Source organism: Corynebacterium sp. c3Ub_189 (genome assembly GCF_039907195.1).
Classification (GTDB): domain Bacteria; phylum Actinomycetota; class Actinomycetes; order Mycobacteriales; family Mycobacteriaceae; genus Corynebacterium.
This window is the reverse complement of record NZ_JASBOF010000005.1, coordinates 77,790-103,412: the sequence shown is the minus strand read 5'-3', so window position 1 is coordinate 103,412 and position 25,623 is coordinate 77,790. Positions and strand designations below refer to the sequence as shown.

Annotated in this window: 25 protein-coding genes and 1 tRNA gene; 16 read left to right on the top strand and 10 right to left on the bottom strand. The window is 61.5% G+C overall.

Annotated elements, in window-relative coordinates; all coding sequences use genetic code 11:
- Positions 1-61: 61 nt before the first annotated feature.
- Genes moaA through QKD99_RS03990 form a run of 4 tightly spaced genes read left to right on the top strand, consistent with a single transcriptional unit; the run spans position 62 to position 3,469 of the window.
- Positions 62-1,174, top strand: a complete 1,113-nt coding sequence (gene moaA / locus QKD99_RS04005) for a GTP 3',8-cyclase MoaA (RefSeq protein WP_347950776.1) — start codon at positions 62-64, stop codon at positions 1,172-1,174.
- A 10-nt stretch (positions 1,175-1,184) separates the two neighbouring features.
- Positions 1,185-2,384 carry a molybdopterin molybdotransferase MoeA gene (locus QKD99_RS04000; RefSeq protein ID WP_347950775.1) on the top strand — a complete coding sequence of 400 codons (1,200 nt, stop codon included), beginning with the start codon at positions 1,185-1,187 and terminating at the stop codon, positions 2,382-2,384.
- Positions 2,385-2,393: 9 nt separating this feature from the next.
- Complete coding sequence (gene moaC / locus QKD99_RS03995) at positions 2,394-2,873, top strand: cyclic pyranopterin monophosphate synthase MoaC (protein WP_284786657.1); 480 nt, start codon at positions 2,394-2,396, stop codon at positions 2,871-2,873.
- Positions 2,873-3,469 (top strand): NTP transferase domain-containing protein, encoded by a 597-nt coding sequence (locus QKD99_RS03990; protein ID WP_347950774.1) that lies wholly within the window; start codon positions 2,873-2,875, stop codon positions 3,467-3,469. Before moaC ends, QKD99_RS03990 begins: the two co-directional genes overlap by 1 nt.
- Positions 3,470-3,681: 212 nt before the next feature.
- Here the strand turns inward: QKD99_RS03990 and QKD99_RS03985 are convergent, their stop codons facing one another.
- From QKD99_RS03985 to QKD99_RS03975, 3 genes are read right to left on the bottom strand one after another with little or no spacing between them, the layout of a single operon-like run.
- A complete protein-coding gene (locus QKD99_RS03985) occupies positions 3,682-5,049 on the bottom strand; it encodes a multicopper oxidase domain-containing protein (protein WP_347950773.1) in 1,368 nt (455 codons plus the stop codon).
- Complete coding sequence (locus QKD99_RS03980) at positions 5,050-6,228, bottom strand: beta-carotene 15,15'-monooxygenase (RefSeq protein ID WP_347950772.1); 1,179 nt, start codon at positions 6,226-6,228, stop codon at positions 5,050-5,052.
- The gene (locus QKD99_RS03975) at positions 6,215-7,294 is read right to left on the bottom strand and encodes a hypothetical protein (protein WP_347950771.1); all 1,080 of its coding nucleotides are present in this window, start codon (positions 7,292-7,294) and stop codon (positions 6,215-6,217) included. The genes QKD99_RS03980 and QKD99_RS03975 overlap by 14 nt, the downstream gene beginning before the upstream one ends.
- A gap of 66 nt (positions 7,295-7,360) precedes the next feature.
- Between QKD99_RS03975 and QKD99_RS03970 the strand changes: the two genes are divergently transcribed.
- The 4 genes from QKD99_RS03970 (at position 7,361) to QKD99_RS03955 (ending at position 10,990) form a co-directional block, all read left to right on the top strand.
- Complete coding sequence (locus QKD99_RS03970; protein WP_239235769.1) at positions 7,361-7,621, top strand: DUF2249 domain-containing protein; 261 nt, start codon at positions 7,361-7,363, stop codon at positions 7,619-7,621.
- A gap of 68 nt (positions 7,622-7,689) precedes the next feature.
- Positions 7,690-8,454, top strand: coding sequence for a molybdate ABC transporter substrate-binding protein (gene modA / locus QKD99_RS03965; RefSeq protein WP_347950770.1), 765 nt, complete (start codon positions 7,690-7,692; stop codon positions 8,452-8,454).
- Positions 8,455-8,458: 4 nt separating this feature from the next.
- On the top strand, positions 8,459-10,291 hold the full coding sequence (locus tag QKD99_RS03960; RefSeq protein ID WP_347950769.1) for an ATP-binding cassette domain-containing protein: 1,833 nt from the start codon (positions 8,459-8,461) through the stop codon (positions 10,289-10,291).
- A 39-nt stretch (positions 10,292-10,330) separates the two neighbouring features.
- On the top strand, positions 10,331-10,990 hold the full coding sequence (locus QKD99_RS03955) for a helix-turn-helix domain-containing protein (protein ID WP_294165078.1): 660 nt from the start codon (positions 10,331-10,333) through the stop codon (positions 10,988-10,990).
- Here the strand turns inward: QKD99_RS03955 and thrB are convergent.
- The 4 genes from thrB to argS form a co-directional block, all read right to left on the bottom strand.
- Positions 10,977-11,906: a homoserine kinase gene (gene thrB / locus QKD99_RS03950; RefSeq protein WP_347950768.1), complete on the bottom strand. Its 930-nt coding sequence runs from the start codon at positions 11,904-11,906 to the stop codon at positions 10,977-10,979. The genes QKD99_RS03955 and thrB overlap by 14 nt on opposite strands.
- Before the next feature lie 25 nt (positions 11,907-11,931).
- Positions 11,932-13,275, bottom strand: a complete 1,344-nt coding sequence (locus tag QKD99_RS03945) for a homoserine dehydrogenase (RefSeq protein WP_347950767.1) — start codon at positions 13,273-13,275, stop codon at positions 11,932-11,934.
- A gap of 174 nt (positions 13,276-13,449) precedes the next feature.
- On the bottom strand, positions 13,450-14,787 hold the full coding sequence (gene lysA, locus QKD99_RS03940) for a diaminopimelate decarboxylase (RefSeq protein WP_284836457.1): 1,338 nt from the start codon (positions 14,785-14,787) through the stop codon (positions 13,450-13,452).
- The gene (argS, locus tag QKD99_RS03935; protein ID WP_347950766.1) at positions 14,788-16,440 is read right to left on the bottom strand and encodes an arginine--tRNA ligase; all 1,653 of its coding nucleotides are present in this window, start codon (positions 16,438-16,440) and stop codon (positions 14,788-14,790) included.
- Between the two features lie 211 nt (positions 16,441-16,651).
- Between argS and QKD99_RS03930 the strand changes: the two genes are divergently transcribed.
- The 5 genes from QKD99_RS03930 to QKD99_RS03910 all read left to right on the top strand — a co-directional run bounded on the left by QKD99_RS03930 (position 16,652) and on the right by QKD99_RS03910 (position 21,375).
- Entirely contained in the window at positions 16,652-17,437 is a 786-nt protein-coding gene (locus tag QKD99_RS03930; protein ID WP_198493254.1) for a (Fe-S)-binding protein, read from the top strand.
- Positions 17,437-18,942 (top strand): lactate utilization protein B, encoded by a 1,506-nt coding sequence (locus QKD99_RS03925; protein ID WP_049378357.1) that lies wholly within the window; start codon positions 17,437-17,439, stop codon positions 18,940-18,942. The genes QKD99_RS03930 and QKD99_RS03925 overlap by 1 nt, the downstream gene beginning before the upstream one ends.
- On the top strand, positions 18,939-19,559 hold the full coding sequence (locus QKD99_RS03920) for an LUD domain-containing protein (protein WP_239272894.1): 621 nt from the start codon (positions 18,939-18,941) through the stop codon (positions 19,557-19,559). Before QKD99_RS03925 ends, QKD99_RS03920 begins: the two co-directional genes overlap by 4 nt.
- 117 nt (positions 19,560-19,676) lie before the next feature.
- Positions 19,677-21,248, top strand: a complete 1,572-nt coding sequence (locus tag QKD99_RS03915) for an alpha/beta fold hydrolase (RefSeq protein ID WP_347950765.1) — start codon at positions 19,677-19,679, stop codon at positions 21,246-21,248.
- A 53-nt stretch (positions 21,249-21,301) separates the two neighbouring features.
- Positions 21,302-21,375 (top strand) — tRNA-Arg (locus QKD99_RS03910).
- A 98-nt stretch (positions 21,376-21,473) separates the two neighbouring features.
- Here the strand turns inward: QKD99_RS03910 and QKD99_RS03905 are convergent.
- Positions 21,474-22,271: a MerR family transcriptional regulator gene (locus QKD99_RS03905; protein WP_347950764.1), complete on the bottom strand. Its 798-nt coding sequence runs from the start codon at positions 22,269-22,271 to the stop codon at positions 21,474-21,476.
- Between the two features lie 98 nt (positions 22,272-22,369).
- On the opposite strand from QKD99_RS03905, the gene QKD99_RS03900 reads away from it, so the two are divergent.
- From QKD99_RS03900 to QKD99_RS03890, 3 genes are read left to right on the top strand one after another with little or no spacing between them, the layout of a single operon-like run.
- A complete protein-coding gene (locus QKD99_RS03900) occupies positions 22,370-22,876 on the top strand; it encodes a hypothetical protein (RefSeq protein ID WP_347950763.1) in 507 nt (168 codons plus the stop codon).
- Between the two features lie 2 nt (positions 22,877-22,878).
- Positions 22,879-23,778 (top strand): ATP-binding cassette domain-containing protein, encoded by a 900-nt coding sequence (locus QKD99_RS03895; RefSeq protein ID WP_347950762.1) that lies wholly within the window; start codon positions 22,879-22,881, stop codon positions 23,776-23,778.
- Between the two features lie 3 nt (positions 23,779-23,781).
- On the top strand, positions 23,782-24,948 hold the full coding sequence (locus QKD99_RS03890) for an ABC transporter permease (protein WP_347950761.1): 1,167 nt from the start codon (positions 23,782-23,784) through the stop codon (positions 24,946-24,948).
- 58 nt (positions 24,949-25,006) lie between these two features.
- On the opposite strand, the gene QKD99_RS03885 is transcribed toward QKD99_RS03890, so the two are convergent.
- Both QKD99_RS03885 and QKD99_RS03880 read right to left on the bottom strand, forming a co-directional pair.
- Positions 25,007-25,210 (bottom strand): hypothetical protein, encoded by a 204-nt coding sequence (locus QKD99_RS03885; protein WP_239272888.1) that lies wholly within the window; start codon positions 25,208-25,210, stop codon positions 25,007-25,009.
- A gap of 108 nt (positions 25,211-25,318) precedes the next feature.
- Positions 25,319-25,618: a molecular chaperone GrpE gene (locus tag QKD99_RS03880; protein WP_179386355.1), complete on the bottom strand. Its 300-nt coding sequence runs from the start codon at positions 25,616-25,618 to the stop codon at positions 25,319-25,321.
- Between the last annotated feature and the right edge of the window lie 5 nt (positions 25,619-25,623).

Sequence of the window (25,623 nt, the reverse complement as noted above, 5' to 3'; positions counted from 1 at the left end):
AATTCGCGTCAGTCGCCGTTGCAGCTTGGTGTACCTCGTCCCCTCTCTTAGACTGGCACCAATGACCTCTTCCTCCCAGCAGCCCGTGGTTTCCCTGCCCCTGCCTACCGTGGGCCGTGCGAAACCGCCGGCGGATCTGCCTGCACCGGCCGCTGATGGCACGCGCGCACTGCTGGATCGCTATGGACGCCAAGCCCGCGACCTGCGCGTCTCGCTGACGGATCGCTGCAACCTGCGCTGCACCTATTGCATGCCGGCCGAAGGTTTGGAGTGGATGCCCACAGAGCAAACCTTGAGCGATGAGGAAACCATCCGGCTGATCCGGATAGGCGTCGGCAAGCTGGGCATCCGCCAAGTGCGCTTTACCGGCGGCGAGCCCCTGCTGCGCAAGTCGCTGGAGAAGATTATTGCCGCGACCAAACAGCTGCGCACCGACCAAGGCCGCTCCCCATCCACCGCGCTGACCACCAACGGGCTTGGCCTGGAAAAGCGCGCCGGCGCCCTCGCCACGGCCGGGCTCGACCGCATCAATATCTCGCTCGACACCATCGACCGCAAGCGCTACGCCGCGCTCACCCGCCGCGACCGGCTCGACCACGTGTTGCAGGCCATCGCCGCCGCGGATGCCGCGGGCCTGCATCCCATCAAGATCAACGCCGTGGTCATGCCCGGGGTCAACGAAGAAGACATCGTTCCACTGGCGGACTATGCCGTCCACCACGGCGCCCAGCTCCGCTTCATCGAGCAGATGCCGCTCGGGCCCCGCGAACAGTGGCGCCGCGAGGACATGATCACGGCCGAGGATATCCTCGCCCGACTGCGCACCCACTTTTCCATGACGCCGGCACGCGAACCACGCGGTTCCGCCCCCGCCGCCTTATGGGAGGTCAGCGCCCCGGATGGCACGCACGGCACGCTGGGTATCATTGCCTCGGTCACCCACCCCTTCTGCGGCGATTGCGACCGCACCCGCCTTACTACCGACGGCGCCATTCGCAATTGCCTCTTTGGCAATTCCGAAACCCCACTGCGAGACCTGCTGCGCTCCGGCGCGAGCGATGCAGAGATCATGGAGGCTTGGGCGGGGGAAATGTGGACCAAAAAGCCCGGTCACGGCATTGATGACGAGGGCTTTCTCCAACCAGACCGTCCGATGTCCGCCATTGGCGGCTAACCTGAGTCTTATGTCCACGCCCCGCAGCATCTCCGCGCACCTCGACGCCGTACTCGCGCTGGCTTCCACCCCACCGGCCGAGTCCGCGCCCGTCGACGCCTCCCTCAGCGGCCACGTCCTCGCCGCCGACGCCACCGCGCGCTTCCCCGTGCCGCCCCATGCCAATTCGGCGATGGATGGCTTCCTCGTCCATGCCGCGGATCTTTCCTCCTCCGCACCATGGACCCTCCGCGTCGCCGGCGATGTACCAGCCGGCGCGGCTCCCATCGATGTACCCACCGGCCACGCCGTCCGCATCATGACCGGCGCCCCCGTGGCCGATACCGCAGGGATGCTCGTCGTCCCAGTCGAAAACACCACCACCCCGGCCGGCCCCGTAGCACTTCCGGACGAGGTCACCATCACGGAGGCCCCCGCCAAGTCGCATATCCGTCCCCCCGGCGAGGACATCCAGCCTGGCGCGCCAGTCGCCACCGCCGGCACGCTTATCGATGCCGCCGGCATTGCCGCGCTCACCTCCGCCGGCGTGTATTCCGTCTCGATCTTCCGCCGCCCGCGCATCGCGGTCGTTTCTTCCGGCGAAGAACTCGTCTCTTCCCCAGCGCAGCTCGCCCCCGGCCAGCTGCCGGATTCCAATGGCCCGATGCTCGCTGCCCTTGCAGGTGCAGACGCACACGTCCACGTGGGTGATGCCCCTGCGGACCTCGCCTCTGCGCTAGATGAGCTAGCCCCCTCCCACGACCTCATCATCACTTCAGGTGGAGTATCCGCCGGCGCCTTCGACGTCGTCCACACCGTACTCGGGCGCACGGATTCCGCGTGGTTCGGGCACGTCGATCAGCGCCCGGGTGCCCCGCAGGGCTACTCGCTGTGGAATGACACCCCGGTGCTATGCTTGCCCGGCAACCCCGTAGCGGCCTTCGTCGATTTTCAGCTGTATGCCCGGCCACTTATCGCCGCACTGTCCGGACACCCCGCGCCACGCCAACGGGTCAACCTGCGCGCCCGGGTGGATTCGCGCCTTCCCGCCTCCCGCGGACGGCCGACCATTGTTCCCGTCACCGTAGACTTTCAGGCAGGGCCCGCCATCACCTCGCACCTGCCCCACGGCAGTCACCGCATCGTGTCGCTGGCCGGCACCAATGGCTATTGCCTCATTGACTCCGCGCCGCCGGCCATGGGCGAGGACATCACCGTTTATCTGTATTAAGGAGTAACCATGGAATTTACCCACCTGAACTCTGACGGCGCCGCCTACATGGTCGACGTCACCGAGAAGCAGCCCACGGTGCGCACCGCCACCGCTGAGGGCGAGGTAGCCTGTTCCCCGGAAGTCATGACCGCCTTGCGCGATGGCACCGTGCCCAAGGGCGATGTCCTCGCAGTTGCCCGCATCGCCGGCATTTCGGCTGCCAAGAAGGTCCCCGAGCTACTTCCCTTGGCACACACCATCGGCGTACACGGCTGCGCAGTCGAGCTCACGCTTGCCGACGACCACGTGTCCATCTCCGCCACCGTCCGCACCGCCGACCGCACCGGCGTGGAAATGGAGGCTCTGACGGCCGTGAACGTTTCCGCACTCGCCATCATCGACATGGTCAAGGGCGTGGACCGCTCCGCGTATATCCGCCGCTGCGCAATCGTGGCGAAATCCGGCGGCCGCTCCGGGGACTGGTCCCGCACCCTCCCGGAGTCCTAATGCTCGGCGCGGTCATCCTCGCCGGCGGCCACGGCAGGCGCATGGGCGGCGCCGATAAGGCCTCCCTTTTTGTCCACGGCACGCGCTTTATCGACCGTCTGCTCGCCCAGCTTCCCTACGGCACCCCGACCGTGGTTGTCTCCCCGCATCGCCTCGGCGTGCCCCAGGTGTGCGAGTCACCGCTCTACGGTGGTCCTGTCGCCGGCATCGCGGCCGGTGCCCAGGCGTTATCCCACTGCTCCGAGCTCGCCCTGTTCGCCGTGGATGCCCCCGATTCGCCGCTACTGCTTCCCCGTCTGCGCTCGACCCTCGCCTCCTCCACGGCCGATGCCGTACTCACCCGCGCCGCCGACGGCTACCTCCAGCCGCTGTGTTCCCTCTGGCGCGCTCCCGCGCTCCAAGCTCAGCTCGATTCCCTTCCTACGGCTCGGAACGTCTCCGTCCGTCGCCTCATCCATGGCGCCGACTTCATCGAGATTCCCGGCACCGGCGCCGAACGCGACTACGACACCCGTTCGGAGCTGCGCGAGCTTCCTGCGTTCACTCCCCACACCGCCCTTCGCGCTCACCGGCAGCCGCTGACCTACCCCACCTGAGCGCCAAGGGAAGAAGTCTCGGCCTCCCCTCCCTTCGCGCTCACTGAGAGCCGCAGCAAGCTCGAAATCGCCGCCTCCGTGAGCGCGAGGGGTGGACGAATGCACAAACCCGCCCTTCGCGCTCACGGTGGGCACCAAATGTGACCACGAACGGTCGCTGGTGAGCGCGAAGGGCGGGGTCGAGCGGCGAGAGGAGCCGAACCGCGGGAGGACTACTCGGTGACGATGAACTTGCCGTGCTGGCCCTTCTCCGCGTTAGTCATGATGTGATTGACAAAGGAATAAGTACCGGGCTCGTTGAAGGTCATCTCGACGAATCCTCCTTGCGCCGGGAGGAGGTCCAGAGCTTGCGAGCCGGTCGAGTCCTCATTCTTGATGAGGTAGGCGCCTTCCTTGTAGGCGGTATCGAATTGCTCGCCCACAACGTGGAAGCTCAGCGGCTGGTCGGGGCCTAAATTGGTCAACCACAGGCGGACGGTATCGCCTACCTTGGCTTTGATGGGCTCTGCGTCATATTGGCCAGGGTAGTAATTGAAGGCCATCAGGTCGAAACGACCGTCGGCAACGCGCTGGGCGTCGGCGCCGGTGGATTCCTCGCCCAGGAAGACATCGGTAGCCATGAAGTTATACTCCGCGTCAACGGGCTTGAGGTTCGGCGGATCGATGATGACATTGCCGGCCATGCCGTTGGCGATGTGAAGGGACATGGGCATCGTGGAGCAGTGATACATCCAGATGCCGGAGCGGTTCGCGGTGAACTTGTAGGTCAATTCTTCGCCCGGCTGGATGGATTTCATGGTCTTATCTGGGTTGACCTCGCCGGCGTGGAAGTCAATGGAGTGGGCCATGGAGCCCTCGTTCTTGATGGTGATTTCGAACTTATCGCCCACCTTGCCACGCAGGGTGGGCCCCGGGGCTTGGCCGTTGAAGAGCCAACGCATCTGCTTGATGCCAGGGGCGACCTCCACGACTTCCTCGGTCATCGTCCAGGTCTCTTTGTGCGTCTTCGTCTCAGCGGCCGGCTGCAAAGAGGCGTCGAAGGCGGAAAAATCGTCGCGTTGTGCGCCGAGTTCGGCGGCGGTTGGCACGTCTACGTGCGGGTTGCTAGCAGAAGACACCGCATGGTCATGTCCTGCAGCGGCGCCGTCTCCCACGTTGACCTGGAAGGTCATGCCCTGCATCTTGTGGCCAGCGATGGTGCAATAGCCTTCCTCGGAGGAGTCGATGACTCCGGCGTCGAGTTGGACGGTCTCGCCGGGGTCGACGCGGCCGGTTTCGGCGTCGCCAATCTTTAAGTCATGGACTTGGTCGCCGGAGTTGGTGAAATTGACTACTAGATGCGTGCCGGGGTCGATGTCCACGGAAGAGGGAGAAAATGCCATGCCGTCTACGCTGACGTCAATGGTCTGCGTTTCACCGGAAGCTACAGGTGCCGCAGACTCCGTACCCTTGCCGGTTGAATTAACCACCGCGAGCGCGATGACCGCCGCCAGCGCGATGCCGATGAGCAGCCATGAGGCCCAGGAGGAATCTTTGGGTGCGGGTTTGTCCGCAGGTTGTGAGGAAGAAACGCTCAGCATTTAACTCTCCAGTCTTTTCTTAAGGTAGATGGCTCGGCCGACGGCGATAACGTTGGCGGCAAGGCCTATCCCCATCATGATAAGCCCGGCCACGGTAGCGCCCAGCAATGTCAGCAGTCCGCCCACGTTGATGAGCAGCAGGCGGGCGTAGCCGGTGCGCTCGGTGGTATCAGGGCGTGCGCCGGTAAGAATAGGAAGCAAGTGGTGAAGGACACCGGTGACCAACTGCAAGAGGCCGGCACCGAGAAAGGCGGGTAGCAAAATCAGGGTAATGGTGCGCGGGTAGGCGCCTACCGCTGCGGAAATGGCATCGCCTCCGCACAGCGCCAGCATCCACAGCAGGCCGGCGATGACGGCAACGGTGGCGGTGGTCAGCCGCGGCGAACGCCCCATGACGGTGGCAAGCACCGGCTGGATGATGAGCACCGCCGCCAGGACCACGAGCAGTTGGGCCACGCCTGCGGCGCGGGTAAGGCCCACCGCGTACAGCGCCATCGCCAAGGACAAGCCAACGCAGTGCACGATGAGCGCGCGAGTACACCGCGCGCGAGCGGTGGGCGAAATCGCCGTGGCCGATAGCGTGGGGAGCAACGTAACCACCGTGCCGATGACGGTAAGCCACGCGAAGCCCCAGACCATGCCGCGCGAGTGGGCACCGACGAGGAGGGAGTACTCGCCTACCCCATTACCGCTGAGGATGACAAGCACCACGGAGGCAATCATGAACACAGCCGCCGCGATATAAAAGGGCACGGTCACGGCAAAAGAACCAGACAGTGAGCCGCGAAGGCGCCGCGCAACGAACCACAGGTGCCAGGTGAGGGCGGCGATGATGAGGGCAGAGGCGGCGTCGGCAAGCGGGCCCCAGTCATACCCCGCCCTATCAATGAGCAGCAAGATAAGCCCGAGCTGCACTAGGCCCACGCGACTGCCGACGCCCCGATAGTCCCCGCCCGCAGTCCGGGTCAAGGCCTCGGTGAAGTGAGTGGAAAAGACGATGATTGCCGTGGTCAGCGCACCAATGGTGAAGGGATGGATGATATCCCACCACACCACAGGAGCGCCCAAGGATGCGGCAATGAGCAGGCCGAGACCGGTAAAAATCCACAAGCCGATAATGGCGGCGCTCAGGGTATGCCAGCGGCCGCGCGCGGCCAGGGATACGTCATGAATGCGCACGTCGCGCCTCCTTCGCAGTCAAGGCAATGCCGCAGGCGAGAAAAATTAACACTGCGAATATCGTAACCACCCCGCCGGTGTGGAGGACAGTGGTGTGCTCGGCGCAATCGGCAAGGATGCGCAACGCGAGGCCGCCATGTAAGAGCGCCACCGGCACATAGAGCACCGGGTGATACGGCAATCGGCGGCGGATAACGGAGGTAAAGATGATTGGAGCGTGCGCAAAAATCATGGACATGACAAAGCCCAAGAAGATGGCGTGCACGGAGGCATCATAGGCAAAGCCGGTGGACTGTCCGTATAGCAGCCAGAGGTAACCGCCGAGGGCGAGCCAGCCGTAGCCGGCCAACATGCACGCCGCCGAGTAGCGCGGCAGGCCGTGCGAGCGCACCAGATTCTTGGCCACGTCTACCCGCGCGGTGGCCGCAGCGATGGCGATGAGCGCCAAGCCCATGGCGCGATAGCCCACCGCAGGGGCAAGCACGTAGATGACGCTGACCGCCGCCAGCCCTAGGACCAGGAGGGTGAGGTGATTCTCGGCGCGGGTTCCGACCATGGTGACGCGCGCTAGTTCCATGCGCTCGCCGATGATGGTGGCCACGGCGTAGAGGACGCACAACGGCATCGCCGCGGTGAACCCCGGACCCATGGCCCATAGGGCGGCGGCTGCTACTCCCCCGATTACACCAGCTGCCTGCACCAAGATCGCAAGGCTCGCCTGACGGCGATAGATGGTGGCGTAAATGAAGCCAAGGACAAGGAAGCTGGCGGCAAAACCCACTGCGGGAACCGCCCGCGGCAGGCCGGCGAGAATACCCAACACGCCGGCAACGTGGCACACGGGCCCGGCCCATGCCCAGGAGGTGCGCACGGCAACGGTGCGCTCAAGGCCAATGGCTCCGCCCACGAAACCGAAGACCATGAGCGGTCCGTGGTCGGCGGCGAAAGACGCGCCAGGTGTGGCGGTCAACCCCAATAGGGTGGCGCCCGCAGCCAGGCCTACCAGCAGCGATAGGCCTGCGAAAGCGAGGAAAATGAGGCGATGCGCCACGCTATTATTTTGCACGGGTTTTATCGTACTAATATTGGTAGCAGAGCGAAACTCGCACCCCTTAAGAAAGGACCACCCGCTATGCAACTGCCCATCTCCGATGCCAATAAGCCACACTCCATCCCAACTCTGAATGCCTCCGAAATTCCGCACGCCGTTCGCCACGGCGCCATCCACGGCGCACTCGGCACCCTCAACGTGGGCGAAGCAATGATCCTCATCGCCCCGCATAATCCGGTTCCCCTGCTCAAGGAGGTCGAGGCTCGCGAGGAGAACTTCGAGCTGGACTACCTCAAGGAAGAAGAAAACGACTTCCACATCAAGTTCACCCGCGTGAGCTAAACCCTTCGCGGAGCGGAGGGCTATCCTGGATAGGTCACACTCTCCGCCGTAGAAGGAGCCCTCCGCAGATGAAGAAGCGCGCCGCCGCATTCCTCGCCGCCATGGCATTCGCCCTAGCGGCCTGCGCTCCCCCAACATCAACGACCTCCGCCCAGGACGCGGATGCTCCCACGCTTAATGTCCTGGCTGCGTCTTCCACCCGCGTCATCAATGACGAACTTACCCGCCGCGCAAGCCAGCTCGCGCCGCCGGTAAATCTAAACTTTGAAAATGGCGGCTCCTCCGACCTGGTGAGCAAGCTGCGCGAGGGCGCCCCGGCCGATCTTCTCCTCACGGCATCGAAAAAGACCATGGATAAGGCGGTGCAGGATGGCACGGTTGCCACGCCCGAGGTGCTTGCCACCAATGTCATGGTCATGGTTGTACCCAAGGGCAACCCGGCGGGAATCCAGTCAGTGGAGGATCTCCGCCACTCCCACCACTTCGTGCTTTGCGATCCCCAAGTTCCCTGTGGCGATATCTCCTCCCGGATCATCGACGATAAGCGCCTTGACGTCCATCCTTCCTCCCAGGAGCGCCAGGTGGCCGACGTTTTAGGAAAGGTTGCCTCGGGCGAGGCGGATGCTGGGTGGGTCTACTCCACCGATGCCGCCGCGGCCGGCGACGATGTCGAGGTGATTGACATTCCTGGGGCAGAGAAATTTACTAACCAGATTCTGGGCGCCGTTACCGCAGAAGCATCCCACCCCGACCAGGCTCGCGCGGTGCTCGATATCCTGAGCGGCGACTTTGCATCCACCTGGCGCGACCGCGGCTTTAACCCGGCGGAGTAGTTCTGTGTCCGCACCCCAGCCCATTCGCCCCAAAGCCCCGCTTCTTATCGGCCTTATTGGCCTCATCGCGGTGGCGACCATCATCGTCCCCGTTGCCGCTCTTGGGCTGCGCGTGCCATGGGCGCGCATTAGCGACTACCTCGCGCGCGACGAGATCCGGGATATGCTGCTCATCTCAGTGGCAGCCGCTTTCCAATCCATGATCCTTGCGCTCGTTCTGGGTTTGGGGCTGGCCCTGTGGGTGCAGCAGCTCGGCCGCGGCAGCTCCGTAGTGCGCCTCTTGGTCTACCTGCCCTTGGCCATGCCACCGGTGGTGGGCGGCTTGGCCCTTACCGCAGCCTTTGGCCGCAAGGGGTACCTGGCCCCGCTTCTCGACGCCCTAGGCATCCACCTCGCCTTCGCCTTCCCCGGGGTCGTTATGGCGCAGACCTTTGTGGCGCTGCCCTTTGTGGTGGTCGCGGTTGATTCGGCATTGCGCCAGCTGGACCAGGAAATCCTCGCCTCTGCGCGCGGCGTGGGCTTGGGCCGGTGGGAGGTCCTGGGCAAAATTACCCTTCCCTCCATCGCCCCGGCCTTGGCTACGGGCGCGGGATTGGCCTTCGCGCGCTCGCTGGGCGAATTTGGCACGACCCTGACCTTTGCCGGCTCGCAGCCGGGGGTTACCCGCACCATGCCGCTGGGTATTTATCTGGAGCGCGAGGTCGATGCGGATGGCGCGTACGTGCTCTCCGCGCTGCTTATAGGGTTGGCCTTGGCCTGTCTGGCGCTGGCGGGCTTGCCTGCCCTGCGGCGGCGAAGCTACCAGCCGCAGGCCAGGAGGTTGCATGGGATGGACGTCGATAAGCTCCGCGCCCTTACCCGTCCCACTGATACGCCGGTGCTGTCCGTGACCGTCGACGGTGTGCGCACGGATTTTTCCCCGCGTGCCATAACGGCCGTGGTGGGCCCGAATGGTTCCGGCAAGACGACCTTGATGGGGCGCATTGCCGGGCGCCTGAGCGGCGGGGAGATCTCCCCGGAGCACGCCGACATCGTCTTTCTCACCCAGCGTCCGGGCTTGCCGCCAAGGTCGACGGCCGTGCAGGCGGTAGCCATGGTCACCCGCGATAAAACCCGTGCGCAGGAGCTCCTTGCGGCGGCGGGATTGCACGAGCTTGCCGACGTCCCCGTGCCCGCCCTGTCCGGCGGCCAGGCCGCCCACGTGGCGCTGGTGCGCGCGCTAGCCGCACGGCCGGCGGTCTTGATTGTGGACGAGCCCCTTGCCGCAGTCGATGTGACATCGGCCGAGAGGTGGCGCCGCTTCTTACACGCGGCCCGCGCAGACCGTACCACGCTGCTTGTTACCCATGATGCGCTCGATATCGCGCACCTGGCGCAGGACATGCTGGTCATGGAATCCGGCCAAGTGCGGGCCCACGGCGCAACCGTGCAGCTGCTTGAGGCACCGCCGACGGGCTTCGTTGCGGCGCTAGCGGGTCTCAACCGCCTCGAAGGAACCGTGACCGCGATCGGCGCCTCCGCCGTCGAGGTCGCGTGCGGCGATATTTCCGTTCTGGCGACCACGGAGCATACGTCTTTTGAGCCCGGGCAGAAGGTGGCGGTGACCTTTGACCCGCAGGCGGCCACAATTGGCGCAGCGCCAGAGGCCTGCAATCAATGGGCAGCGCGCGTCTTGGCCGTCGAGGCCACCAGCCTCGCAGCGGCGCAGCTGCGCGTTGATCTGGGCGGCCAAGAGGCTACAGTACCGGTAGACCGCGAGTTCGCTTTAGGCGTCGCGGTGGGTAACATCGTATCCTTAGCGATATCTACAGCACACGTTTTTGCCCACCCCAACTAGTTTTTCTGTATTCGCAGACCCCCAAGGCGGATTTCTACCATGCCTGATTCACTTCCCCGGCCCACCACCGAACTTTTTCCCGAGGCCCTCAACCTCTCGCCCAAGCAGCGCGAGGTCCTCACCGCTGTGCAACGCCACCCCGAAGGCGCCAAGGCCGGCACCGTGGCCGACGAACTAGGCATGCACGTCAACACCGCCCGCGGACACATCGATGAACTGGTCAACGCTGGGGCCGTCAACGTAGTATCCGCGCCGAGTAAGGGCCGCGGGCGTCCCTCCCTCATCTTCCAAGCCCGCATTCCAGATAATAAAGCGGTGGCAGAGGAATACATCACCTTGGTGGAAGTGCTGACCACGATGCTGGCGGATACGGAAGAGCTTGATGACGCCGCCTCGGCCAAGGCCCTCGAGATCGGGCGACGCTGGGCGCGCGCCGCGGGCACGGATGCCTCCGATGGCGCGCTCGATACGCTCTTTGCCACCCTGCGCGATATGGGCTTTGATCCTGCCACCAAACCCGATTCAACCGACATCGAGCTTCATGCTTGCCCGTTTGTCTCTTCGGGTCTCGAGCCTTCGCCGTTCCTGTGCGCGGTACACGCTGGCTTCCTGCAAGAAACCAGCGATGATGACACCTCGATCACCTTGGTGCCGCGCCAGCACCCCAACGTGTGCCGTCTAAAAATTAAGCCTGCGTAAGCTCCACGCGGACGGGGCCGGCCACGGTGAGGTCGATGACGCGGAGGTTCTGCTCGCGGGCGTCGGCAAGAATGCTTTCCTCAATTTCCTCGGTGTGCAACACCATGACGGTGGGGCCGGCGCCGGATAGGTAGGCCGCATAGCCGCGGTTGCGCAGGCGGTTGACCCACTCCGCGGTCACGGGAAGCACATCCGCGCGGTACGGCTGGTGCAAGCGATCGCGGGTTCCCTCCCACAGGAGATCCGGGTAGTTCTGCAATGCCGCCACCTGGACCGCGGTGCGCGAGACGTTGAACGCCGCATCCGAATGCGTCACGTGCGAGGGCAGGACGCGGCGCACCGCCTGGGTGGAGGCGTGGAAATCAGGCACGAGCGCGGTGGCGCGGATATCTTCGTGCACCTTGATGGACGCGGCGCGGTAGTCCGGCAAAGAATGGCCGTCGACAGGGACATTGGTCCACGACACCACGGCGTCACCCAACACGGAGGCGGCCGCATTATCGGGGTGGCCCTCAAAGGCGGAAGAAAGCTGCACCACTTGCTCTTGGGTCAGGGGGCTTCCCGCCAGCGCATTGCCGGCGGCCACGCCCGCGACTGCGGCGGAGGCGGAAGAGCCCAGGCCACGAGACTGCGGGATATTATTATGCGAGACCACGCGCAGGCCGGGCACCGTGGCGTCGGCCGCCGAGAGTGCGGAGCGAATCGCCTTGACCACCAAGTGGGAGCCATCGCGCGGAAGGTCTTCTGTGCCCTCGCCGAAAATTTCCACCGTAAGGCCCGAGGTGGTGACCTCTACCTCGACGGTGTCATACAGGCTCAACGCCATGCCCAAGGTGTCATATCCTGGGCCCAGGTTCGCCGTGGAGGCAGGAACGGTCACAATGGCTTTAGTGCCGACTTCAACTTCGATACTCATAGCTATCCAGTCTATGGGGCCCGGGCTAGCTGCCGAGGCGGATTACGGAATGAACGGCCTTGACCTCTTCGAGCTCGCCCAAGGCAGCCACAATGGTGTCCAAGGTGGCCTCCTTCGCGGCATGGGTGACCACGATGAGGCGGGCGGTGTCCTCGCCGTCTTCCTGGCGCACGGTGCGCAGGGAAACGCCGTTGTCAGCAAACACTGCGGAGATGGCGGCTAGGACGCCGGTGCGGTCTTGGACTTCCATATCGATGTGGTAGCGGGTTTCTACCTCACCGAAGTCTGCGATAGGCAGGTTGGCATAGGTATTCTCGCCCGGTGCGCGGCCGCCGTGGACGATATTGCGGGCTGCCCCGACGACGTCGCCAAGCACGGCAGAAGCCGTAGGATTGCCGCCCGCACCATTGCCGTAGAACATCAGGGAACCTGCGGCCTCGGCCTCGACGAAGATGGCATTATAAGACTCGCTCACGGAAGCCAATGGGTGCTCCTTGGGCACCAACGTGGGGTGCACGCGGGCATTGACCGCCTCGGAGCCGTCCTCACGCTTAAGGCGCTCGCAAATGGCCAGCAGCTTGATGGAATAGCCGGCATCATTGGCCGCGGCGATATCCGCGGCGGTGACCTTGGTAATGCCCTCGCAGTGGACGTCCTCGAACTTCACGCGAGTGTGGAAGCCCAAAGACGCCATGATGGCGGCCTTGGAGGCTGCGTCATGGCCCTCTACATCCGCAGTGGGATCGGCCTCGGCATAGCCCAAACGGGTAGCCTCCGCCAGCGCTTCATCATAGGAAGCGCCCGTGGACTCCATCGCGTCCAAGATGAAGTTAGTAGTGCCATTGACGATGCCGGAGATGCGCTCTACCTGATCGCCGGCCAAGGAGCGCCGCAGCATGCCTACCACCGGAATCGCGGCGGCTACGGCAGCCTCAAAGTAGAGATCTACACCGGCGCGGTCGGCGGCCTCCGCCAGCTCGTCTGCGTGCGCGGCAACTAGGGCCTTATTGGCGGTTACCACGGACTTTCCGGAATTGAGTGCGGCGAGGACCAGCTCGCGTGGGAAGTCGATACCGCCGATGACCTCAACCACGAGGTCGATATCATCGCGGGCGACGAGCGCCTTGGCGTCATCGGTCAAAAGCTCCTGGGGCACGCCCGGGCGCAGCTTATTCTTATTGTGGATGGCTATGCCGCGAATCTCGGCTGGACCACCGATGCGGTGAGCAAAGGCATGAGCATTCTCCCCCAGCAAGCGAAAGACCTCAGCACCAACGGTGCCGAAGCCCAGCAGCGCGATACCAACGGTCTCGCCCTCGCCCTTGCCGGAATGCTCGTGTGCCTGAAGCTCGCTAGTCGATGCAGCCATAATCCGTCTCCATTGTGCGGTTGGGGTAAAGGTTTAGTGCCCGCTAATTGCGGATACAGGACACTATACAGAACAAGCTGTCTACTTTCGCCGTAAATGGGTCTATAAATAGAAAATCCCCCGTCACAGGGCCTGAATTAAATTAGGCGCTGTGACGGGGACCGAGTGCCTAGGCTAGTCCACTTCGAGGGAAAGAAGATCCTCGATGGTCTCTCGGCGCAGCATAGGCTTGGTCTCGCCTACGCGGGTGGCGACGACCGCCGGACGCACCGCACCGTTATAGCGCGAAGACATCATGTACTGGTAGCCCCCAGTCGCCGCAAAGGCGATCAAGTCCCCCGACTGGATATCATTAGGCAGCTCGCCGTCCTCAAGGAGAATATCGCCGGACTCGCAATGGAAGCCCACCACGCGGGAGGGCACCTCTTCCCCATCGCTAAAGCGGTTGACCACCCGCACGTCATAGGCCGAACCGTAGAGCGCTGGCCGGATATTATCTGACATTCCACCATCGACGGAGATATAGCGACGCAGCGGCAGATCCGACTTGCCAGTTTCTACATCCTTGACGGTACCCACGCGGTAGACGGTCACCGCCGAGCCGGCAACCAAGGAGCGACCGGGCTCAACCAAGAGGAAGGGCGCCTCAATGCCCAACTCCTCTGCGGTGTGCTTGACCGCGCCGAGCATATCGCCGGCCACGCGCTCGATATCCAGCGCCTCCTCATAAGGCATGTAGGGAATACCAAAGCCGCCGCCCAGATCGAGCTCTTCCAGTGTCACGCCGAGCTCGGTATAAATCTGGCGGTACAGCCCCATGACGCGCTCCGCGGCAAGTTTGAAGCCCTCCGCATTAAAGACCTGGGATCCCACGTGGCAGTGCAGGCCGCTTAGGTGCAGGTTGTCCGCTTCCAAGCAACGCTTGGCCGCAGCAAAAGCCGCGCCCGTGGCGAGCGAAATGCCGAACTTTTGGTCCTCATGCGCCGTGGCGATGAATTCGTGCGTATGCGCATCAACACCCGGCTTGACGCGGATCATCACCGGCTGGACCTTGCCGGCCTCGGCGGCAATTCGGTTAAGTTCTTCCAGCTCGAGCTCGTTGTCAATAACCACGTGGCCCACGCCGGCGTCTACACACAAACGTAGGTATTCATCGTCCTTATTGTTGCCGTGCGTGGTGATGCGCTTGGCCGGAAACTCTGCGGCCAAGGCAATTTTGAGCTCATTGAGCGAGGCCGCGTCCAAGCACAGGCCTTCCTCATTGACCCAGTTCACGATCTTCTTTGAGATGAAGGCCTTGGAGGCATAGTGCACATGCTCGGGCCCACCGAACGCGCGGGCCATGTCCTGGCAGCGGGACCGGAAGTCATCTTCATCGAAGACATAAAGTGGGGTCTGGAATTCCTCCGCCAAATCCGGCAGCGGAACACCAGCAATGGTTACTACGCCGTCTTCCTCGCGCTTTGCATTGCGCGGCCAGACGTGGGCCGGCAGCTCATTGAAATCCGCCATTTACATCTTCTCCGGGGTGCTTACTCCCACCATGGTCAAGGCATTGGCCAAGACCACGCGGGAGGCTTGCGCCAACGCGAGGCGGGCGCCGTGGATAGGAGCTTCGTCCTCGCCAGCCTTGGGAAGGACCTGGCAGGAGTCATAGAAACGGTGGAATACCGCAGCGAGGTCCTCGGCATAGCGGGCGATGCGGTGCGGCTCGCGCAGCTGCGCGGCTTCTTCCACCACGGCCGGGAACTCGCCCAGGGTGCGGATGAGGTCGCCCTCGCGATCATGGGTGAGCAAGGAGAGGTCTGCACCGTCCGAATCGATGCCCAGCTCGGCTGCCTTGCGGCCGATGGAGCACAGGCGGGCGTGGCCGTATTGCACGTAGTAGACGGGGTTATCGGAGGACTGGGATTCCCACAGGCCTAAGTCAATATCGATGCTCTGGTCCACAGAAGAGCGCACCAACGAGTAACGCGCGGCATCTACGCCAATAGCCGAAACAAGGTCTTCCATGGTGATGACTGTGCCCGCACGCTTGGACATGCGCACTGGCTGGCCATCGCGCAGCAGGTTGACCAGCTGGCCAATGAGCACCTCGACGGCGTCGGCGTTGTAGCCCAAGGCGGCTGCGGCAGCCTTCAAGCGCGGCACATAGCCGTGGTGGTCAGCACCCAGCATGTAAATATTCAAATCGTGGCCGCGGTCGAACTTATCGGCCACGTAGGCAATGTCACCTGCAATATAAGCTGCATTGCCATCGGACTTAACCACCACGCGGTCCTTGGAATCACCATAATCGGTGGACTTGAGCCACCACGCATTGTCGGCCTCGTACATATGGCCTTCAGCCTTGAGCTTTTCCAGCGCGGCATCGACTGCACCGAATTCGAAGAGAGAGTTCTCGTGGAAGTAGACATCAAAGTCCACGCCAAACTCGTGCAGGGATTGCTTGATTTGCGCGAACATCATTTCCACGCCATCCGCACGGAAGGCCTCTTGAACCTCATCGGCAGTGCCCTCGAGCGCGGAAGGATTCTTTTCCACCACGGCGGCAGCAATGTCTTGAATATAGGCACCACCATAGCCGTCCTCTGGGGTCGGCTCCCCTTTGGCTGCGGCAACCAAGGATCGGGCAAAACGATCAATCTGGCCGCCGTGGTCGTTGAAGTAATACTCGCGGGTAACCTGCGCGCCGGATGCTTCCAATACGCGGCCGAGAGAATCGCCCACAGCCGCCCAGCGAGTACCGCCCAAGTGAATCGGCCCAGTCGGGTTAGCGGAAACAAACTCCAGATTTACTTTCTTGCCGGTAAAGGAGTCATTAGAGCCATAATCCTGGCCCGCCCGCAGGATTTGGGCAACGATCTCTCCCTGTGCATCGGCAGCAAGACGAATATTAATAAAGCCTGGGCCGGCAATATCTGCTTCAGAAATGGCCTCATCATCCGCGAGTGCCGCTGCCAGCCAGCCGCCTAGCTCGCGTGGGTGAGCACCGGCCTTCTTAGCTACCTGCAGCGCCACGTTGGTGGCATAGTCACCGTGCTCAGGGTTACGAGGTCGCTCTACAGTGACCGTTTCAGGCAAAACGGAGGAATCAAGGTCGTGGTCCACCATAACCTTGGTGGCGGTTTCTTTGATTAGTGTGGCCAAATCAGCTGGAGTCATGTCGCACGATTCTAGTTCACTGAAAAGACGAGTGTGAAAAGAGCTGTAGCAAAAAGTTCACCTTTGCAGCGCAAACGGTTGATAGCAGTTTTCTGCAACACTAATATTGCGAAATAATTGCTGGTCAAGCGGGGGACGCATTACGCACGTACTGGTTAAAAGGAGTAGAGTTATGACTACCCCCATGTAAAAAATCAACGAGGAGCACCGTATGCGCATTGCGCTATTTTCCACTTGCATTGGTGACGCCCTTTTCCCGGACGTACAAAAAGCAACGGCATTGGTTCTCTCCCGCTTGGGCCACGAGGTGGTCTTCCCGGAGGAGCAGACCTGCTGCGGCCAGATGCACATCAATACCGGCTACCAGAAGGAAACCCTGGGAATGATCCGCTCTTATGCGGATGCCTTTGCCGATCCCTCCATTGATTATGTCGTCGCGGCCTCCGGCTCCTGCGTCGGCGCCGTTCGCGAGCAGCACGAGCGCATCGCTGACCGATTTGGCAACTCCGCCGACGTCGACGGTGCACGCAAGACCACTCAGAAGACCCTGGATCTCCCAGAATTCCTAGTGGATATCGCCGGTGTGACCAACGTCGGCGCATTCTTCCCGCACCGCGTAACGTACCACCCCTCCTGCCACGGCCTGCGCTTTTTGAAGCTGGGAGACCGCCCACTGCAGCTTCTCCAAGAAGTAGAAGGAATTGACCTAGTCACACTTCCCAATAAGGAAGAATGCTGTGGCTTCGGCGGTACCTTCGCCATCAAGAATGCAGAGGTATCCCGTGCGATGGTCACCGATAAGACCCGCCACGTTAAGGAAACCGAGGCTGAATACGTCACCGGCGGTGACTCTTCCTGCCTGATGAACATCGGTGGTGCCCTGAGCCGCCAGCGTTCCGGTATCCGCGCCGTTCACATGGCTGAGATCTTGGCTTCTACCAAGGAGCACCCATGGACTCCTACCTCCGCCGCTTACTCCAAGGAGACGATGCTCTAATGACCTCTTTCCTCGATACCACCCCACCGCGCGCGCCGGAAGGCTACGGCAACCTGCGCGGCAGCAAGGCCTTTGTTCCCCTGGCACACGTTGGCCTGAATAACGCCACCCAGCGCCACAACCTGCAGCACGCTACCACCACTATTCGGGAGAAGCGCTCCAACGCTGTAGAAGAGCTGGATGATTGGCAGGAGCTGCGCGCTGCTGGTTCCGCCATCAAGGAAGATGTTGCAGCCCGCATGCCCGAACTGCTCGAGCAGTTCGAAGAGGCAGTTAAAGCTCGCGGCGGCATCGTCCACTGGGCACGCGATGCCAAGGAAGCTAACCAGATCATTGAGGGTCTGATTCGCGCCACCGGCGAGACTGATGTGGTCAAGGTTAAGTCCATGGCCACCCAGGAAATCGGCATGAACGAGCACTTGGAGGCAGCAGGCATTAACGCTCGCGAGACCGACTTGGCAGAGCTCATCGTGCAGTTGGGCGAAGATAAGCCGTCCCACATTCTGGTTCCGGCAATCCACCGCAACCGCGCGGAGATTCGCGATATCTTCGTCAACAAGATGCCGAATACCGATGACTCCCTGCAGGCAGAGCCGGCAGAGTTGGCCGAGGCTTCCCGCCAGTTCCTGCGCGAGCAGTTCATGAAGGCCAAGGTTGCCATTTCCGGCGCCAACTTCGGCGTGGCAGAAACCGGCACCATCAACATCGTGGAGTCCGAGGGCAATGGCCGCATGTGCCTGACCCTGCCAGAGACCCTCATTACCGTCATGGGCATTGAGAAGCTGGTCCCAACCTTCCAGGACTTGGAGGTCTTCCTCCAGCTGCTGCCGCGTTCTTCCACCGCGGAGCGCATGAACCCATACACCTCCATGTGGTCCGGTGTTACTGAGGGCGATGGCCCGCAGAACTTCCACTTGGTCCTGCTGGATAACGGCCGTACCGCGGCCCTGTCCTCCCCGATTGGCCACCAGGCCCTTAAGTGCATCCGTTGCTCGGCTTGCCTGAATGTTTGCCCGGTCTACGAGCGCGCCGGCGGCCACGCCTACGGCTCCGTCTACCCTGGCCCGATCGGCATTTCCCTGACGCCGCAGCTGACCGGCATGAAGGACCACAACGATCCTTCCGCCAGCCTGCCTTATGCATGCTCCTTGTGCGGCCGCTGCGACGAGGTGTGCCCGGTGAAGATTCCGCTTTCTGACGTCATTTTGGAAAACCGCCACCAGAAGGTCACCCACGCCACCCCACCAATCGAGCCGAAGCTCTTCAAGACCATTCAGCTGCTGTGGAGCAACCCGAAGCTGTGGAACAAGGCAACCCACATGGTCGCCTTGGGCCGCATCTTGGGTGGCACCAACAAGACCATCGAATCCCTGCCACTGTTTATGTCCGGTTGGTCCGAAGGCCGCGATACTGCGGTTCCGCCAAAGAAGTCCTTCCGCCAGTGGTTCGAGTCCGAAGAAGGCAAGGAGCTTCTTGCCGAGGCCCGTGAGGAGTCCCAAAAGTGAACGCAAAGCAGGAAATCCTAAGCCGCATCCGCTCCGCTCAGAAGCAGGCTGGTCTCCCCGACCACGTTGATGCCCCGCGCGACTACCACCACGAGGGCACCCTGAACGCGGACGAGCTGCGCGATATGCTCATTGACCGACTCGAGGATTACAAGGCCGAGGTGCACGTCACCGAGGAAGGCGAGCTCAAGCAGGCCATCGCCACGATCCTCAAGGACCGCGAGTGCAACGACATTCGTTACGCCGAAGGCATGGATGCCACCCTCTTCGAGGGCTTCGACGCCAAGCCGGACGATAGGTCCGTCGATCCGCGCACGCTGAATGAGACCGACGCTGTGGTCACTTATTCCCACGTCACCTCCGCCCAGACCGGCACCATCGTGCTCCAGTCTGATGAGCGTTGCGGCCGTCGCGCGCTCACCCTGGTTCCGGATCGCCACCTGTGCATCGTCTACCAGGATGAGATCGTCTACGGCATCCCCGAGGTCATCTCCCGTATGAACCCGGAGAAGCCGGCAACGTGGATCTCTGGCCCGTCCGCTACCTCTGATATCGAGCTCGCTCGCGTCGAGGGGGTACACGGCCCGCGTGATCTCATCGTCCTCATCGTCAAGTAGGTTGCATAGCCCTCCCCCGGCCGGTGAGGGCACCCACCTACTGTGAATATGATGCCAAAGGCATCAAGAAAGCATAGGCTAGGTCTACCAATTATTTTTATTCTGGAGACCTAACCTATGCTTTCTTTTTCTTCTAAACTTGCGGCCACGCTCGGTGCTGCTGCGGTCGCCATTGGTGTTACTGCACCGATTGCCACGGCCGCGCCACAAGACACCAAGCCCGCCATTTCCTGGGAAGACTGCCCAGAGCAGGTGGACATCGACAGCGCCGAGTGTGGCCGCATCGAGGTCCCTACGTACTACGACAACCCTGATGCCGGCACCATTAGCGTCGGCTTCGTGCGCGTTCCCGCCGCCAACCCAGGCGCCCGCCGTGGCGCGTTGTTTACCAACCCTGGTGGCCCAAGTGGTGATGCCTATATGTGGGCTGGAAATACCGCTGTTCCGTGGCCGCAGGCCGTGCGCGATGAGTGGGACACCATCGGCGTACAACCGCGTGGCCTGCCCGGCTCTACCCCGGTCAAGTGTGATGCCACGGCCACCAGCGATCCGATCCAAGGCAGCCTCCAAGTAGGAAAGCTCACCCGCGATGCCTGTGAAAAGAACACTCCGGGCTATACCAACTCACTGACCACTGCGAATACCCTGCAGGATTGGGAAATGGTGCGCCGCGCCTTGGGCGAAGACAAGATTGACATCGCCGGCACCTCCTATGGCACCTATCTCGGCTCCGCCTACGCCACCAAGTATCCAGAGCACACTGGCAAGGTCTTGCTAGATTCGGGTATGAGCCCCAAGCTGGCGTGGAACGGCATCTTCGCTTCGCAACAGCGTGGCTACGAAAAGGCACTGCACGATCTCTTTGGGTTCATTGCTAAAAATGACGCCAAGTACCACCTCGGCACCACCCCATTGCAGGTCTATGAAAAATGGTCGCAGAAGGTTGCCCGCGAGGCAGGTGTACGCCCTACTGTCTTGCCACCGAACGCCAAGATTGGTGACCTGCCTCCAGGCCTCGAGTTTGCCGGCCAGCCTGGCGCGGACATTATGACCGCCACCGGCCCACTGCGCGTGCAGGCGGAGTTCCTCAGCCAAAAAATTCAAAATCCCAACGCTGTGCAGGTAGCCTCCCCGCTTTTGGTCATGACGCGCGACCTCGTCCCGATTCCTGCGCAGTGGGATGCCTTTGCCAAGCACCTAAACGGCAGCGAGCCCATGGATGCTGAGCAGCCCGACCCGGAGGCGCTGCGCAAACATCAAGAGTCCGTCGCTCAAGCGATGAATATGCAAAACCTCATCGTCTGCAATGAAAACACCGTGCCTGGAAATCCGCTGCTGTACCCGAGCTACCTGTGGACCAACTTCGTCAGCGTTGATCCCTTCACCCTCATCAACTCTCTCTACGGCTCCGGCGCGGGCTGCGGTGGACGTGCGCCAGTGACGGGCCAGGCGCCTCTCGACGGCTCTAAGCTGGCCACTAAGCCGCTCCAGATTCAGGCTACGGGCGACCCGCAAACGCCGTACCAGTACCACACGAGCCTTTCCCAGCCGATGCAGTCCCGCGTGGTCACCGTCCATGGCCCCGGCCATGCGCACTTTGCCTCTGGGAATAAGGTTGTCGATGACATCGGCGTGCACTACTTGCGCACGGGTGAAGTCACTACCACCGACGCTCCAGGGTTGATTTAGTCCCCCGCTTGCACATGCGCTAAAATCACCTCGTTGGGAATTTTCCCAGCGATGTCTCCGTAGCTCAGCGGATTAGAGCATCGGTTTCCGGTACCGAAGGTCGCAGGTTCGATCCCTGTCGGGGACACGGTTACCGCTGGCCACTAGAATTTTCTGGTGACCAGCGGTTTATTTGTTTTTATCGGACCGCGCAGTCTCGGCTTTCTCTAACGGTGCACGAGCCGCCTATCCCCACTCCGGGTTGCCGGTATCCACCCCTTGTGCCTTAGCTGCATGCTCAATCGCGTCTGCCAGCCACTGCGCCAACCCCTCCTGCTGAGTCTCATAGTGGGCACGGAAGCGTTCGTCAGCTACGTAGCCGCGCGAGATTAGGAAGTGCTTCGCTGGCGTGACGGGAAAGAAGGCGCTTAATGCTTCGCGGTGCTTTTCGACGATCCCCTGGGCCTCCTCCGACCCCGCAGCTACACCGCTCGCTACGGCCTGGGCCAGCTCTTTTTCGACCTCAGCGACTCCGGCTTGCGCATCGCTCCAGTTTTCCTTCGACCAGCCGGCAGTGCGCTGCTGATACACAGCCCAATCCTCACTCGATCCGTAGGCCTCCTCGGCTTCTTGTTGATGCGCGGCGAAGTTGGCATCGCCGACAATCTGTCCGATTTCTTCGGTGGTGAGCTTTTGGTTATTCATTGCATCCTCCATCAAGGTGTCAATTGCTGCCAGCATGTCAGTAAGGCTGTCGCGCTGCGCAAGCAGGCTCTCCTTTTGCCTCCGCAAATGTTCTAAGTCGGAGGCACCGCCATCTAGCAGCTGTTTAATATCGGTCAATTTCATACCGGTGGCGCGATAGATCAGAATCTTCTGCACCCGGGCACAGTCTTCCTCGGTGTACAGCCGGTAGTTGGACCAACTGCGCCACGTGGGAGACAGCAAGCCTTGCGCCTCCCAGTGATGCAGAGTGCGCACCGTAATGCGGAAGAGCGCTGCTACCTCGCCAACGGTATAAAGAACTTCATCGATGTCGTCCATGATTTCATTGTCGCGCCTTACGCTGCGTCAGGGTCAATTTCAGAGAAAATCTGCAGAAGCTCTTGCCAGAGTGTTGGGTTTATGCAACACTTGGGTGCATGACAGCAAACGACGACCCAGTTTCAACAACGATCCGCGCCAAACGGTTCCGCCGTCCCGGCCCCACCCGTGGATTAATCGTGTCAATGTATGGCTGCGTAGCTGTATCCGCGATTTTCCTCATCATTGCACTGTCATTTTCCGCCCACTGGGCCCTCATTGCCATGTCGATAACCATCGCGCTCTCGTGCATCCCGTGGACCATTCTGCGAATTTCCATAGATTCCAAGGACACGAAGCCCCTAGCCACCCTCGATGAATATGAGGCCAAAGTGCTGGATCACTGGAGACAAAAGGCGTTCACGCTGTCTACCGCCCTACTTTTTACCGGCGGCCTGGTCACCCTCCTCGTAGGAAATTGGTTCCTAGGCGGAGGCATTACCGGCACTATTGGCACCAAATATTTGCTTGGAGCTGGCTACTACCTGCTCTTTAGTTACTTCATCTCTGCCACCCTGCCCGCTGTCGGCTACGCACTGACCTTCAACCAGAACTCGGAGGACTAAACATGCCCACCTTGACCATCGACCACCTCAATAAGTCCTTCGGGGAGACTCAAGCCCTGCGGGATATGACCTTTAGCGTTGGCGAAGGCGAAATCTTCGGCTTCGTCGGCTCCAACGGCGCCGGAAAGTCCACCACCATGCGCATTGCACTTGGTGTGCTGGCGAAAGACTCCGGCGAAGTCTACTTCGATAACGCCCCAATTAATGACGATAATCGCCGCCGCATTGGTTATATGCCAGAAGAGCGCGGGCTCTATGGCAAAGAGCCGCTGCTTAGCCAGCTGGTCTTCCTCGGCACGCTGCACGGCATGGATAAACCCGCCGCCAAGCGCGCCGGCACTGAGCTCCTTGAACAGTTAGGGCTGGGTGAGCGCATGGACGATAAGCTCGATGACCTGTCTTTGGGCAACCAGCAGAGGGTGCAGCTGGCAGCCTCCCTTATCCATGATCCTGACATGCTGATTCTGGACGAGCCTTTCTCCGGCCTAGACCCGGTTGCGGTCAACGTCATGTCGGACATGCTGCGCGAGCGCGCCAATCGCGGCGTGCCCGTCATTTTCTCCTCGCACCAGTTGGACCTGGTGCAGCGCTTGTGTGACCGCGTGGGCATTGTGACGAAGGGGCATATGGTGGCTGAAGGAGGCGTCGATAAGCTGCGCAGCCAAGGCCCGCCTCGCTTCGAGGTCGCTACCTCAGCGCGCGGCTGGTATCCGGAAAGCACGGAGCTGGTGGCAGAAACTGCCGACGCCGTCGTGCTCGAGGCCGATGAAACCATCGATGACCAGGCAATCCTGCAAGCAGCACTAGCCGCAGGCCCGGTGCATTCCTTCGGCCGCAAGATTCCGGATCTCACCGAACTATTCCAGGACGTCGTCACCAGCAACCAGAACGAGGAGGCCTAGGCCATGCAGTATTCCGCAATGAAGACCATCGGGGTTGTAGCCAAGCGTGAAATGGCAGTCGCACTGAAGTCGAAAATGGTGGTGGGCACCATGCTGCTGCTCATCCTCGGTGCCATTATCGCCCCCATTGCTATCAATTTCTTCAGCGGCGATGACGAACCGGATTCCGTAGCCATCGTGGGGATGGAAGCGTCTGCCTTTGATGATTCCGGTATCGATGCCACAGAGGCAAAAGACCGCGCGGAAGCCCAGCAATTGGTGGAAAATGACGAGGCCGATGCCGCCCTAGTACCGGCAGAGAACGACGGCTGGGATCTCCTCAGCAAGGGCGATACACCTGCCGCGGTAACTACCACGGTCAACCAAATCGTTGCTTCTCAAGCACAAGCAACGGCGCTGGATAAGCTCAATATCGACCCACAAGAGTTAGAAAAGGCTACCCCGTCCACCACGGTCAACCAGGTGAACCTAGAAGAAGAGGACGGCACTGAACAAAAGTTGGCCGGCGTTGCCACCGTCATGATCGGAGCCATGGTCGTAGTCTTTTCCGTTATGACTTTCGCTGGTCTGATTGGCGGCCGCGTCACCGAGGAAAAGTCCTCCCGCGTGGTGGAAATTATCCTATCGTCCGTGCGCCCAGCGGACTTCCTGGCCGGCAAGATTTTGGGCAATACCATCATCGGCTTCTTGGCCACCCTCCTCATCCTGGGCGGCGGTGCAATCTCTCTTGCTGCGTCCGGTCTGGCTAGTGATATCGAGCTGGACTATGGCTTGGTAGCGGTCCTCCTTGTTGGCGAGATTCTAGGCCTGCTTTTCTTTGGCAGCCTCTACGCTGCAGCCGGCTCGATGGTGCAGCGCACCGAGGATCTCCAGTCCACGCAGACACCGATTCTGTTCCTCGTCTTTGCCACCATGTATGTACCGATGTTCGGCTGGATGCACCTGGATGCCACGTGGATGCAAGTCATGACCTGGTTGCCGCCGGTGTCCATGCTGGTCGCTCCGCTGCAGGTGGCCGGGGGCAACCTCAGCTGGTTGGGCTTGCTAGCTAGCTATGTGCTCATGGCTGTGGTGACCGCACTGATTATCGTGCTAGTCGGCCGTATCTACCGCCGCGCCATTTTGAATAATGGACGCAAGATGACCTGGCGCCAAGCCTTGGGCAAATAAAAACAATCCGGCTCCCCGCCTTGTGCAGGGGGGAGCCGGATTCTTCTATGTGCCGAAGCTACTGAGTAATGAACTCGTTGGTGATCGGCTGGGTGATGTCCAAGGTGCCGTGCTCGATGTAGTACATGCCGAGGAACATGGCTGCCAGCATCACTACGGATAGCAGCATGGAAGGAATCCACTGAAGGAATACTGGAACCCAGCCATTGCCCTTATCGCGAGCTGCCGCTTCGCGCTGTTCCTGAGCCTCACGCTCGTTCATAATGATAAAACCTTTCGATCCACCGAGGATTAACTACGGATATCTTAACAGTTAAGTGCTTACAAGGCCGCATTCCTCGCACTTTTGATTGACACCGAAAATCGGCGATTAAATTCCTGGGTCCTCATCATTGAGCAGCGCCTCTACGAAGGACTCGCGGTCACCAAGCATGCGCTCAATGTCCTTTTCCGCGCCGACGATCCACAGCTCAGTGTCTTGGTCATAGGTGAGAGCGGAATCTGGGTAGGCCTCTAGTGCCTCCTCCATGGCGGCAACCTGGTCCTCGCTAGCTGCGTCGTCCAAGTGCACCTCTGGATCGCCGATGCGCGGGCTAAGCTCCTCCAACGCGGTGATCCCGTAGGTCTTATATTGCTTCTTCGGGTGCTCAAAGAGCTCTTGTCCCATCATGGAGC

Excerpts from the sequence above, each read along its gene's own strand:
- QKD99_RS04000 (WP_347950775.1), top strand. The coding sequence starts at position 1,185 with ATGTCCACGCCCCGCAGCATCTCCGCGCACCTCGACGCCGTACTCGCG.
- QKD99_RS03890 (WP_347950761.1), top strand. The coding sequence starts at position 23,782 with ATGCAGTATTCCGCAATGAAGACCATCGGGGTTGTAGCCAAGCGTGAA.
- QKD99_RS03985 (WP_347950773.1), bottom strand. The coding sequence starts at position 5,049 with ATGCTGAGCGTTTCTTCCTCACAACCTGCGGACAAACCCGCACCCAAA.
- QKD99_RS03970 (WP_239235769.1), top strand. The coding sequence starts at position 7,361 with ATGCAACTGCCCATCTCCGATGCCAATAAGCCACACTCCATCCCAACT.
- QKD99_RS03905 (WP_347950764.1), bottom strand. The coding sequence starts at position 22,271 with ATGGACGACATCGATGAAGTTCTTTATACCGTTGGCGAGGTAGCAGCG.
- thrB (WP_347950768.1), bottom strand. The coding sequence starts at position 11,906 with ATGAGTATCGAAGTTGAAGTCGGCACTAAAGCCATTGTGACCGTTCCT.
- argS (WP_347950766.1), bottom strand. The coding sequence starts at position 16,440 with ATGACTCCAGCTGATTTGGCCACACTAATCAAAGAAACCGCCACCAAG.
- modA (WP_347950770.1), top strand. The coding sequence starts at position 7,690 with ATGAAGAAGCGCGCCGCCGCATTCCTCGCCGCCATGGCATTCGCCCTA.
- QKD99_RS03990 (WP_347950774.1), top strand. The coding sequence starts at position 2,873 with ATGCTCGGCGCGGTCATCCTCGCCGGCGGCCACGGCAGGCGCATGGGC.
- QKD99_RS03955 (WP_294165078.1), top strand. The coding sequence starts at position 10,331 with ATGCCTGATTCACTTCCCCGGCCCACCACCGAACTTTTTCCCGAGGCC.
- QKD99_RS03880 (WP_179386355.1), bottom strand. The coding sequence starts at position 25,618 with ATGATGGGACAAGAGCTCTTTGAGCACCCGAAGAAGCAATATAAGACC.
- QKD99_RS03915 (WP_347950765.1), top strand. The coding sequence starts at position 19,677 with ATGCTTTCTTTTTCTTCTAAACTTGCGGCCACGCTCGGTGCTGCTGCG.
- moaA (WP_347950776.1), top strand. The coding sequence starts at position 62 with ATGACCTCTTCCTCCCAGCAGCCCGTGGTTTCCCTGCCCCTGCCTACC.
- QKD99_RS03930 (WP_198493254.1), top strand. The coding sequence starts at position 16,652 with ATGCGCATTGCGCTATTTTCCACTTGCATTGGTGACGCCCTTTTCCCG.
- QKD99_RS03925 (WP_049378357.1), top strand. The coding sequence starts at position 17,437 with ATGACCTCTTTCCTCGATACCACCCCACCGCGCGCGCCGGAAGGCTAC.
- moaC (WP_284786657.1), top strand. The coding sequence starts at position 2,394 with ATGGAATTTACCCACCTGAACTCTGACGGCGCCGCCTACATGGTCGAC.
- QKD99_RS03885 (WP_239272888.1), bottom strand. The coding sequence starts at position 25,210 with ATGAACGAGCGTGAGGCTCAGGAACAGCGCGAAGCGGCAGCTCGCGAT.
- QKD99_RS03945 (WP_347950767.1), bottom strand. The coding sequence starts at position 13,275 with ATGGCTGCATCGACTAGCGAGCTTCAGGCACACGAGCATTCCGGCAAG.
- QKD99_RS03895 (WP_347950762.1), top strand. The coding sequence starts at position 22,879 with ATGCCCACCTTGACCATCGACCACCTCAATAAGTCCTTCGGGGAGACT.
- lysA (WP_284836457.1), bottom strand. The coding sequence starts at position 14,787 with ATGGCGGATTTCAATGAGCTGCCGGCCCACGTCTGGCCGCGCAATGCA.
- QKD99_RS03900 (WP_347950763.1), top strand. The coding sequence starts at position 22,370 with ATGACAGCAAACGACGACCCAGTTTCAACAACGATCCGCGCCAAACGG.